This is a genomic window from Pseudomonas sp. FG13 (assembly GCF_057809755.1).
In genome coordinates, this window is the sequence record NZ_JBMDKO010000015.1 from 41,947 (window position 1) to 53,179 (window position 11,233).

An 11,233-nucleotide genomic window follows, 5' to 3' on the forward strand; every position below is an offset into this window, starting at 1 on the left:
GTAAAAATTCATGGGTTCCAGACACGCCAACGCGGGAGCAAGCTCCCGCGCGGCGACATCCTACCAGCCACCGCACAAACGCAGTCAACCGGCCGACCAACAAGCGATTACTTGTGGTCTTTCACTTCTTCGAACTCAGCGTCGACGACGTCGTCGGCTTTTTCGGCCGATTCGCCTTGCTGCGCGGCGCCTTCAGCTGGTTGAGCCTGTTCGGCATACATTTTCTGGGCCACTGGCGCGGAGACCTTGGACAGCTCTTCGATCTTCGCTTCGATGGCAGCCTTGTCGTCGCCTTTGACGGCGGCTTCCAGGGCAACCACGGCCGCTTCGATGGCAGTCTTCTCTTCAGCAGTCACTTTTTCGCCAGCATCAGCGATCATCTTGCGAGTCGAGTGCACCAGGGCATCGCCCTGGTTGCGGGCACTGGCCAGCTCTTCGAACTTGCGGTCTTCCTCGGCATTGACTTCAGCATCGCGAACCATCTGCTGAATTTCTTCCTCGGACAGGCCGGAGTTGGCCTTGATCACGATCGACTGGGTCTTGCCGGTAGCCTTGTCTTTCGCGCCGACGTGCAGGATGCCGTTGGCGTCGATGTCGAAAGTCACTTCGATTTGCGGAACGCCACGTGGCGCTGGCGGAATCTCGGCCAGGTCGAACTTGCCCAGGGACTTGTTCTGGGCAGCCTGCTTGCGCTCGCCTTGCAGGACGTGGATGGTCACGGCGCCCTGGTTGTCGTCGGCGGTCGAGAACACCTGGGATTTCTTGGTAGGAATCGTGGTGTTCTTCTCGATCAGCGCGGTCATCACGCCACCCATGGTTTCGATACCCAGGGTCAGCGGGCTGACGTCGAGCAGCAGAACGTCCTTCACATCACCGGCCAGAACCGCGCCCTGGATGGCAGCACCCATGGCAACGGCTTCGTCCGGGTTCACGTCCTTACGTGCTTCTTTACCGAAGAAATCGGTCACCAGCTTCTGCACCAGCGGCATACGGGTCTGACCGCCCACCAGGATCACGTCGTTGATCGAGCCAACGTCGATACCGGCGTCTTTCATCGCGATGCGGCAAGGTTCGATGGTGCGCTGAACCAGGTCTTCCACCAGCGCTTCGAGCTTGGCGCGGGAAATTTTTACGTTCAGGTGCTTAGGACCGGTGGCGTCTGCAGTGATGTACGGCAGGTTCACATCGGTCGACTGGCTCGAGGACAGTTCGATCTTGGCTTTTTCAGCGGCTTCTTTCAGGCGCTGCATGGCCAGCGGGTCACCCTTGAGGTTCATGCCGCTTTCTTTCTTGAACTCGTCGACGAGGTAGTCGATCAGGCGAATGTCGAAGTCTTCACCACCGAGGAACGTGTCACCGTTGGTAGCCAATACTTCGAACTGGTGCTCGCCATCGACTTCAGCGATTTCGATCACGGACACGTCGAAGGTACCGCCACCCAGGTCATAAACGATCACGGTGTGATCGCCCTTGGCCTTGTCCATGCCATAGGCCAGGGCTGCCGCGGTAGGTTCGTTGATGATGCGTTTTACGTCCAGGCCCGCGATGCGGCCGGCGTCTTTGGTCGCCTGGCGCTGGCTGTCGTTGAAATAGGCAGGAACGGTAATAACGGCTTCAGTCACCGCTTCGCCGAGGTAATCTTCGGCGGTTTTCTTCATTTTCTTCAGGATTTCAGCCGAGATCTGTGGCGGTGCCATTTTCTGGCCGTTCACTTCAACCCAGGCGTCGCCATTGTCAGCCTTGGCGATTTTGTAAGGCACCATCTTGATGTCTTTCTGAACGACTTCTTCGTCGAACTTACGACCGATCAGACGCTTCACCGCATACAGGGTGTTATGCGGATTGGTCACTGCCTGACGCTTGGCCGATTGGCCAACCAGAATTTCGCCATCGTTGGCGTACGCGATGATCGACGGCGTGGTACGCGCGCCTTCGGCGTTTTCAATGACTTTGGCCTTGCCGTTTTCCAGCACGGAGACGCACGAGTTGGTGGTCCCCAGGTCGATACCGATAATCTTGCCCATGTTAACTCTCCCGGAACTTGGATTTTGTTGCCGCGGCAGTGGTGGTTAACCGCGGTAGCACTTAAACGCTTGACTTCTTAGATGGGGCCGCTGCGCCCGATTTCAAGCCTGCTCGTCAATAGAAGGTGAAACCGGTGCTGGCGCCTTGCTGACCACGACCATGGCCGGGCGCAACAGACGGCCATTGAGCAGGTAACCTTTCTGGAAAACCTTCAAAACGCTGTTTGGCTCGACGTCGGCACTTTCCTGCATCGCCATGGCCTGGTGGTGCTCGGCGTTGAAGGGTTCACCGTGAGGATCGAGGGCTTCGAGCTGATAGCGCTTGAGGGTGTCCTGGAACATTTTCAGGGTCAGCTCGATGCCTTCGCGCATCGGACGAATGTTCTCGTCGTCCGGATTGGACAGCTCCAGGCCGCGCTCCAGGCTGTCGATGATCGGCAGCAGGTCGCCGGCGAAGCGCTCCAGGGCGAATTTGTGAGCCTTTTCCACATCCTGCTCGGCGCGACGGCGGACGTTCTGCAGGTCGGCTGCTACGCGCAACGCCTGATCCTGCGCACCGGCCAGTTGCTCCTCGAGCACTTGTACACGGGCCGCCAGATCGCCACCCGAATCCTGGGAGGTCTGATTGGCCTCTTGGTTTTGCGTATCCTGCGTCTGTTCGTCAGCCATAGTTTTCTCCTCTCAACTTCGTCCGCGAGTTCTACTCGCGCTTCTGTCCCCGTATATGGGGCCGGGTTTTCCAGCTTCAAGGGGTGTTCGACGAATTGACCTTACAAAAAGCAATTGCATATCTATTACCTGCGGCGCTAAGAAATTCGCCTCCCCAAGCAAATCGAGCTAAGCGAAGGCATTGTCAGCCTGAAACAAAACACTGTATAAATAACCAGACCTAACGCCTGGGAGCGGCCTTATGCTGGTGCACCTGTCCGTACACAACTACGCCATCGTCGAACACCTCGACCTCGAACTTGACCGAGGCATGAGCGTGATTACCGGTGAGACCGGTGCCGGCAAGTCGATCATGCTCGACGCCCTGGGTCTGACACTGGGTGATCGCGCCGACAGCGGCGTGGTACGCCCCGGAGCAGACAAGGCCGACATCCTGGCGACCTTCGACCTGGTCGATATCCCCGAAGCCAGCGCCTGGCTGGCCGAGCGCGACCTGGATACCGATGGCCTGTGCATCCTGCGCCGGGTCATCACCGCCGAAGGCCGCTCCCGAGGCTACATCAACGGCACTCCCTGCCCCCTGGGTGACCTCAAGGCTCTCGGGGAATTGCTGATCGACATCCACAGCCAGCACGAACACCAATCCCTGCTCAAGACCGACACCCATCGTCGCCTGCTCGATGAATATGCCGGGGCCACCGACCTGGCCCGCCAGGTCCAACTGGCAGCCCAACGCTGGCGCCAGACCCGGCAGGAGCTGGACCGACTCTCCAACTCCGGCGACGAACAGCGTGCCCGCCACCAACTGCTGAGCTACCAACTTGAAGAGCTGGAGAACCTGGCACTGGGAGAAAACGAGCTGGAAGAACTGGAGCAGGAGCACAAGAACCTGACCAATGCCGAAACCCTGCTGGGCATCTGCCGGCAAGTCGTCGAGCAATGCAGCGAAAGCGACTCGGGCAATGTGCTCAATGCGCTGACGGCGAGCCTGAACAGACTCTCCAGCGTGAACAACTCCGTCGGCGCCCTGAGCGAAGCAACCAACCTGCTGACCAGCGCACAGATCCAGGTCGAAGAAGCCGTGGGGGAACTCAACCGGTTCCTCGATCATTTCGACGCCGACCCGGCGCGCCTGCAATACCTGGAAGAGCGCCTGGACACTATCTATACGCTGGCCCGCAAACACCGCGTCCAGCCCACCGATGTCATCGAGCTGCAGCAACGCCTGCTGGAAGAGCTGGAAACCCTGAATGCCAATGACGAGTCCATCGAACGCCTGGGAGATGAACTGGCCTCCTATGCCCGTCATTACCAGGAGAAGGCCAAGGAGCTCAGCGAGCTGCGCCGTATAGCCGCCACCGGACTGGCCAGCGCCGTGGAGCAGGAAATCCAGCGCCTGGGCATGCCAGGGGGGCGCTTCACTATAGAACTGCGCCCCAACGCAGGGGACGAACTTCAGCCTAACGGGCTGGAGCAGGTGGAGCTGTTGGTCAGTGCCAACCCTGGGCAACCCCTCAAGGCGTTGGCGAAAGTTGCATCCGGCGGCGAGTTGTCGCGAATCAGCCTGGCCATCCAGGTCATCACTGCACAAACCTCACGCGTGCCGACGCTGGTATTCGACGAAGTGGACGTGGGTATTGGCGGGCCGACCGCAGAAATTGTCGGTCAGTTGCTGCGCAGACTGGGGGAGCGTGGCCAGGTGCTGACGGTCACTCACTTGCCTCAGGTCGCCGCACAAGGGCATCAACATCTATTTGTCCACAAGGTGCGTGGCGAGGATGCCACCCGTACCGCAGTGTCCAAGCTCAGCAAGAGCGAGCGCGTTGAAGAAGTGGCAAGGATGCTGGGAGGGATCGATCTCACCAAGGAATCCCTGGCCCATGCGAAAAAAATGGTCGTCGCGGCGAAATCCTGAAGAAGCCGGGACGATCACCCAAATGAAAGAAGGCGACCCTGAGGTCGCCTTCTTTCATTTTCCATGCTTACTTCTTCTCGCGTACATGCAAGACGAGATGGTGATCGATCAGCTCGAAGCCATGTTCTTCAGCAATTGCTTTTTGCAGCTTTTCAATTTCAGGACTGATGAACTCGATAACCTCACGGGTTTCCACATTCACCATGTGGTCGTGGTGTTCCCCATCTGCCAATTCAAAGACCGCATGACCGCCATCGAAATTATGGCGAGCCACGAGGCCGGCAGCCTCGAATTGGGTCAGAACACGGTAAACCGTGGCCAGACCGACGTCCTCGCCTGCTTCCATGAGGGCCTTGTAGACGTCTTCGGCACTCATGTGCCGCTGCTCGGCGGAGTCGAGCATTTGCAGAATCTTGACCCGTGGCAGTGTCACCTTGAGGCCGGCTTTGCGTAGTTCGCTATTTTCAACCATGGTCAGCTTTCTCGCGATGCTGCTTCGCAGCTACTCTTAATGCGGGTATGATCGGCGTTTACGTTGTCCCAGCCAAGATAGTGGAAGTCGCCCACCGATGCAAAACACCAAGCTCTTGCTAACCAGTTTCACCTTCGTGGGACTGCTCGCACTCGCCGGTTGTTCATTCCCCGGGGTTTACAAAATCGACATCCAGCAGGGCAATGTCGTGACGCAGGACATGATAGACCAGTTACGCCCGGGAATGACCCGCCGGCAAGTACGGTTTATCATGGGTAATCCCCTGCTGACCGACACGTTCCACGCCGATCGCTGGGATTATCTCTACAGCTTGCAGCCTGGCGGCGGTGAACGCCAGCAGGAACGCATCAGCGTTATCTTCAATGCCAACGATCAACTCGTCAGCTTGTCAGGCGATTTCATGCCTGGCGTGAGTCGCGACGAGGCCATCATGGGCAAGGACAGCGGCACGACGGTCACGCCAGCCGAAAACGGCGAGAAGGCGAAACCGGAAAAACCGGTCAAGCCAGGTTCGTTGCTGGACCAGATCCAGAAGGATGTGGACAGTGTCGAGACGGTTCCCGTCCCGACGCCAGAACCACTGGACACGACGCCGCAATAAATTGCGACATGAAAAAAACCCGGCATGCCGGGTTTTTTATTGCCTGCAATCCAGGCCTGTTATGGATTCGGCTTACGCGCCTGGGCAGCCTTGGCCGCGCGCAGGCGCCGGATTTCCTTCGGGTCCGCCAGCAACGGCCGGTAAATTTCAAGCCGATCATCCGCCTGGACCACCTGGTGCTCCGGATCGGCAATCACCTTGCTGAAAATCCCCACCGGACAAGTGGCCAGGTCGAGCTCCGGGAACTCATCGGCAATGCCCGATGCCACCAGCGCAGCGCGAACCGTGGTGCCTTGCGGCACCGTAAATTTTCGCAAGACCTGCCGCTGGACAGCGGCATAGACCACTTCTATCTCAATCAACGCTTGAGCTCTGCATGTTGTTTGGCGCGCTGACAGAACGCATCGACCAGGGTATTGGCCGCCTGATTGAACAACGGCCCCAGCGTGGCCCGAACCAGCGGGCCTGCGTAGTCGAACGACAGATCCAGACTGATCTTGCAGGCCTTCTCACCCAGCGGCTTGAACACCCAAACACCGTGGAGCTGATTGAAAGGCCCCTCTTCCAGGTTCATTTCGATGGATTGACCCGGCACCAGGGTATTACGCGTCACGAAATGCTGGCTCAACCCGCCCTTGGCGACGCTCAGGCTGGCACGCATATGGGTCTCGGAGCTCTCGAGCACCTCGGCGGACGAGCACCAGGGCAGGAACTGCGGATAACTCGCCACATCGTTGACCAGGTCGTACAGCACCTGCGCCGGATAGGGCAGCAAGGCCGAGCGTTGAATATGTGTCGTCATGTAAGCGTCACTTCCACAGCTGGGCGGCAAACACCACGAGGATGCCGATCGGCGCCACGTAGCGCATCAGGAACAGACTCAAGGCGAACAATACAGGGCTGCGCAGCGACAACTCATCGCGTACGGCTTCACGCCCCATGATCCACCCTGCAAATACCACGAAACACAAACCACCCAGTGGCAGCATGATCCGTGATGTAAAGAAATCAATCACGCCGAAGAAATCCAGTCCTCCGGTTGCTCCCCATTGGTAGAGGCGGAACAGACCGTCTTCGTTCACGAAAAACTTCGCCTGCTTCCATATATTGAAGGAAAACACCGTCCCCAGCCCCACGAACCAGCAGGTGAAGGCCAGCCAGAACGTCACCCAGGCGCGACGGATCCGGGTCCGCTCAACCAGGTAAGCCACCATGGGCTCCAACAGGGAAATCGCCGAGCTCCAGGCCGCGATGGCGACCAGGACGAAAAATATCACGCCCATCACCTGACCGAACGCCATGTTGCCAAAGGCAAAGGGCAAGCTGACAAACATCAAGCCTGGGCCCTCACTGGGGTTCAGGCCGGCGGCGAACACAATTGGAAACAACGCCATACCTGCCATCAGAGACACGAAGGTATCCAGCAGCGCGACACCGACGACAGTCCTGGTGAGAGAGGCGTTCTTCGGCATGTAGGCGCCATAGATCATGATCGAGCCGACCCCGACGCTCAGGGAGAAGAACGCATGCCCCATGGCTGGCAGCAGGCCGTCCAGGACTTTCTCCGGCTTGAAGTCGAACATGAAGTGCAGGCCTTCCATGAAATGCCCGGTGGTCATGCTGTAGCCCAGCAGCACCAGGATCATCACGAACAGCAGCGGCATCATGATTCGCAGGCTGCGCTCGAGCCCCGCGACCACGCCCTTGGCGATCACCACGGCGGAAAGCAACATGAAGACGGTGTGCCAGAGCGTCAATCTCCAGGGATCCGAGATGACACCGCCGAAGTAGGCGCCCACCTGATCGGGTGCCACGCCTTGAAAGTCGCCGCGCCCCATGTCGATGATGTAATCCAGCGACCAACCGCCGACCACGCTGTAGAACGACAGGATCAGCAGCGCCGTGATCATCCCGGCGAAGGCTCCCCACGACCACTTGGGCGAGTGCCCCGCTTCCACGGCCAGCACCTTCAAGGCATTGGCCGGGCTTTGCCGGGCGCGGCGACCGATCAAGGTCTCGGCCAGCATCACCGGCGCGCCGATGAGTGCTATGCATGCCAGGAACATCAATACGAAGGCACCGCCACCGTAGACGCCGACCATGTAGGGGAATTTCCATATACTACCCAGTCCCACGGCCGAGCCGGTCGCAGCGAGTATGAAGACCCAGCGGCTAGCCCAACTGCCGTGGACAGAAACCTTGTCTGTCGACATCGTGATCACGCCCAAGCGTTCAAAAAAGAGGCCGCATTGTCCGGGATTCATTCAACGTGCTCAAGCATGCTGCTTCACCGTAGCCGACACGCACGCAACTGCCTATAATGCCGCCCCTATGGCTAAACAGAAGAAACACCCCACAGGGACCATCGCGCAAAATAAAAAGGCGCGACACGATTACTTCATCGAACAGCGTTTCGAGGCTGGCATGGTCCTGGCCGGCTGGGAAGTAAAGAGCCTGCGTGCAGGCAAGGCGCAACTGGTCGACAGCTACGTGCTGCTCAAGGATGGCGAAGCCTGGCTGCTGGGCAGCCATATCACGCCACTGACCACCGCCAGTACCCACGTGATTGCCGACCCGGTGCGCTCGCGCAAGCTGCTGCTCAATAAGCGCGAGCTGGAAAAACTCTTCGCTGCCGTACAGCAGAAGGGCTACGCCTGTGTCTGCACCTCGCTGTACTGGAGCAAGCACTTGATCAAGTGCGAAATTGCGCTGGGCAAGGGCAAGAAGGAATACGACAAGCGCGATACCGAGCGTGAGCGCGATGCCGGTCGCGAACTGCAGCGTGCTGTGCGCAACAAGGGCAAGGAAGAGTAAGCCCGCGCACAATCCAATGTGGGAGCGAGCCTGCTCGGCGTGTCCGTCCATGATTGCCTGGTACAGCTCCCGATGCTGGCTGATCAGCATGTCGCGGGTTTCGCTGCGCTGCTTGTACATGCCACCGATGTTGGTCACCACATTGCGCTTGAGCAGGTCGAACAGCCCACGGATGGTATGCAGCAGGACCGCGTTATGACTGGCCTCGGCAATCGCCAGGTGGAACCGGGCATCCGCCGCGCCCTCTTCCGCCCGGCTCACTTCATCGTGGCGGGCATAGCAATCCTGCAACTCATCGAACGCCGCCGTCAGCCGCTCGCGATCCACTTCCGTGGCCCGCAGCGCCGCGTAATAGGCACAGGATGCTTCCAGCGTGTGGCGGAACTCCAACAAGTCACGCTGCGCTTCGGGATTGCTTTCCAATAGCTGCAACAGCGGATCGCTGAACGTCGAGCCCAACGATTCCACTACATAGTTACCACCGCCCTGACGACTGACCAACAAGCCTTTGGCCGTCAGCTTCTGGATCGCCTCGCGCAGCGAGGGACGTGAAACGCCGAACTGTTCGGCCAGGGTCCGTTCGGCCGGCAGCCGCTCACCAGACTTCAGCGTGCCCTCAAGGATCATTCCTTCAAGCCGCTCGACAATATCGTCAGACAAACGGCGCTGACGAATCTGATCAAACCCCATAACTCGACTCTCCACGATCCCGACCGCTCGCCGGGCTCTCTATTCTGGCCCATCCGGGCCCTGCCTACATCCACCAGAAGCCATTTAGGCAAACAGATCAGATGGGATCTGCCGCACTTATTCGACGAAAGTTTCAGGGCGGCAAATTGACACATGACAACCAAGGCTTTTACCCTAGCCGACAGCGCTTGTAAATTGGTATTACCAATTAACCAAAACCGCTGACCAGTGCCTGACCAACAACAATTAGGGGCTCACCCACCATGCAAACCTGGCAACAGCTTTACAGCCCGCTCGGCAGTCTCGGCTTGTCCGCACTTGCGGCCGTCATTCCCATCGTATTTTTCTTCCTGGCCCTGGCGGTGTTTCGCCTCAAGGGGCATGTGGCGGGAAGCATCACCCTGGCCCTGGCGATTGCCGTGGCGATCTTTGCCTTCAACATGCCGGCCGACATGGCCTTCGCCGCCGCCGGCTACGGTTTTGCCTATGGCCTGTGGCCCATCGCCTGGATCATCGTCGCCGCCGTCTTCCTCTACAAATTGACGGTCAAGAGCGGCCAGTTCGAGGTCATCCGCAGCTCGGTGCTGTCGATCACCGATGACCAGCGCCTGCAAGTGCTGTTGATTGGGTTTTGCTTCGGCGCCTTCCTGGAAGGTGCCGCCGGCTTCGGCGCACCGGTGGCGATTACTGCCGCGCTGCTGGTGGGCCTGGGCTTCAACCCGCTGTATGCCGCCGGCCTGTGCCTGATCGCCAACACCGCGCCCGTGGCGTTCGGCGCGCTGGGCATTCCGATTATCGTGGCCGGCCAAGTCACCGGGATCGACGCCGTCAAGATCGGCGCCATGACCGGACGCCAGCTGCCATTACTGTCGCTGTTCGTGCCGTTCTGGCTGGTGTTCATGATGGATGGCCTGCGCGGCGTGCGGGAGACCTGGCCCGCGGCATTGGTGGCGGGCCTGAGCTTCGCCGTCACCCAGTACTTCACCTCCAACTTCATCGGTCCGGAACTGCCGGACATCACCTCGGCCCTCGCCAGCCTGATCTCGCTGACGCTGTTCCTGAAAGTCTGGCAGCCCAAACGCAGCGCAGGCGCGCAGATTGCCGGCGCCACTTCCGGCACAACGGTGACCGCCAGCGTCGGCGGTTTCGGCCAACCGCGCAGCACCGTGGCTTCGCCCTACAGCCTGGGAGAAATCATCAAGGCCTGGTCGCCGTTCCTGATCCTTACCGTACTGGTCACGATCTGGACCTTGAAACCCTTCAAGGCGATGTTCGCCGCCGGCGGCTCGATGTACGCCTGGGTATTCAACTTCGCCATTCCGCACTTGGATCAGATGGTGATCAAGGTCGCCCCCATCGTGGTCAACCCCACCGCCATTCCGGCCGTGTTCAAGCTTGATCCGATTTCTGCCACCGGCACGGCGATTTTCTTCTCAGCGCTGATCTCGATGTTGGTGCTGAAGATCAACCCTAAAACTGGTCTTACCACTTTCAAGGAAACCCTTTTCGAACTGCGCTGGCCCATCCTGTCGATCGGCATGGTGCTGGCCTTCGCCTTCGTCACCAACTACTCGGGCATGTCGTCGACCATGGCCCTGGTGCTGGCCGGCACGGGCGCGGCATTTCCGTTCTTCTCGCCCTTCCTGGGTTGGCTGGGGGTGTTCCTGACCGGCTCCGATACCTCCTCCAACGCCCTGTTCAGCTCGCTGCAAGCCACCACCGCACACCAGATCGGTGTCAACGACACGCTGCTGGTGGCGGCCAATACCAGTGGCGGCGTGACCGGCAAGATGATTTCGCCGCAATCGATCGCGGTGGCCTGCGCAGCCACCGGGCTGGTGGGCAAAGAGTCGGACCTGTTCCGTTTTACCCTGAAACACAGCCTATTCTTTGCAACGATCGTCGGCTTGATCACGTTGGCCCAGGCCTACTGGTTCACCGGCATGCTGGTGCACTGAGTCCTACAAGCTGCATGGAAAAAACCGACGCCGGAACCCTTCGGCGTCCGCTATCGATAACCGGGTCTG

The 11,233-nt window shown here is 59.3% G+C and carries 10 protein-coding genes and 1 pseudogene; 4 read left to right on the top strand and 7 right to left on the bottom strand.

Going from position 1 to position 11,233, the window contains the following annotated elements:
* Positions 1-107 precede the first annotated feature (107 nt).
* Positions 108-2,024, bottom strand: coding sequence for a molecular chaperone DnaK (gene dnaK / locus ACODTO_RS14425; protein WP_139648193.1), 1,917 nt, complete (start codon positions 2,022-2,024; stop codon positions 108-110).
* Between the two features lie 102 nt (positions 2,025-2,126).
* Positions 2,127-2,693 carry a nucleotide exchange factor GrpE gene (gene grpE / locus ACODTO_RS14430; RefSeq protein ID WP_024779959.1) on the bottom strand — a complete coding sequence of 189 codons (567 nt, stop codon included), beginning with the start codon at positions 2,691-2,693 and terminating at the stop codon, positions 2,127-2,129.
* 241 nt (positions 2,694-2,934) lie between these two features.
* Between grpE and recN the strand changes: the two genes are divergently transcribed.
* Positions 2,935-4,608, top strand: coding sequence for a DNA repair protein RecN (gene recN, locus ACODTO_RS14435; RefSeq protein ID WP_139648191.1), 1,674 nt, complete (start codon positions 2,935-2,937; stop codon positions 4,606-4,608).
* 67 nt (positions 4,609-4,675) lie between these two features.
* Here the strand turns inward: recN and fur are convergent, their stop codons facing one another.
* A complete protein-coding gene (gene fur / locus ACODTO_RS14440; protein ID WP_041025006.1) occupies positions 4,676-5,080 on the bottom strand; it encodes a ferric iron uptake transcriptional regulator in 405 nt (134 codons plus the stop codon).
* A gap of 97 nt (positions 5,081-5,177) precedes the next feature.
* Between fur and ACODTO_RS14445 the strand changes: the two genes are divergently transcribed.
* Positions 5,178-5,702, top strand: coding sequence for an outer membrane protein assembly factor BamE (locus ACODTO_RS14445; protein ID WP_041025007.1), 525 nt, complete (start codon positions 5,178-5,180; stop codon positions 5,700-5,702).
* Positions 5,703-5,761: 59 nt separating this feature from the next.
* Here the strand turns inward: ACODTO_RS14445 and ACODTO_RS14450 are convergent, their stop codons facing one another.
* Genes ACODTO_RS14450 through ACODTO_RS14460 form a run of 3 tightly spaced genes read right to left on the bottom strand, consistent with a single transcriptional unit; the run spans position 5,762 to position 7,915 of the window.
* Complete coding sequence (locus ACODTO_RS14450; RefSeq protein ID WP_489106612.1) at positions 5,762-6,064, bottom strand: RnfH family protein; 303 nt, start codon at positions 6,062-6,064, stop codon at positions 5,762-5,764.
* On the bottom strand, positions 6,061-6,504 hold the full coding sequence (locus ACODTO_RS14455; RefSeq protein WP_139648187.1) for a type II toxin-antitoxin system RatA family toxin: 444 nt from the start codon (positions 6,502-6,504) through the stop codon (positions 6,061-6,063). The genes ACODTO_RS14450 and ACODTO_RS14455 overlap by 4 nt, the downstream gene beginning before the upstream one ends.
* A gap of 7 nt (positions 6,505-6,511) precedes the next feature.
* A complete protein-coding gene (locus ACODTO_RS14460; protein WP_139648184.1) occupies positions 6,512-7,915 on the bottom strand; it encodes a sodium-dependent transporter in 1,404 nt (467 codons plus the stop codon).
* Positions 7,916-8,033: 118 nt separating this feature from the next.
* On the opposite strand from ACODTO_RS14460, the gene smpB reads away from it, so the two are divergent.
* Positions 8,034-8,516, top strand: a complete 483-nt coding sequence (smpB, locus tag ACODTO_RS14465; RefSeq protein WP_024779966.1) for an SsrA-binding protein SmpB — start codon at positions 8,034-8,036, stop codon at positions 8,514-8,516.
* 24 nt (positions 8,517-8,540) lie between these two features.
* On the opposite strand, the pseudogene ACODTO_RS14470 reads toward smpB, so the two are convergent.
* Positions 8,541-9,206, bottom strand: a pseudogene (locus tag ACODTO_RS14470) (GntR family transcriptional regulator); the annotation flags it as partial.
* A gap of 263 nt (positions 9,207-9,469) precedes the next feature.
* On the opposite strand from ACODTO_RS14470, the gene ACODTO_RS14475 reads away from it, so the two are divergent.
* On the top strand, positions 9,470-11,164 hold the full coding sequence (locus tag ACODTO_RS14475) for a lactate permease LctP family transporter (RefSeq protein ID WP_175385918.1): 1,695 nt from the start codon (positions 9,470-9,472) through the stop codon (positions 11,162-11,164).
* The last annotated feature ends 69 nt before the right edge of the window (positions 11,165-11,233 follow it).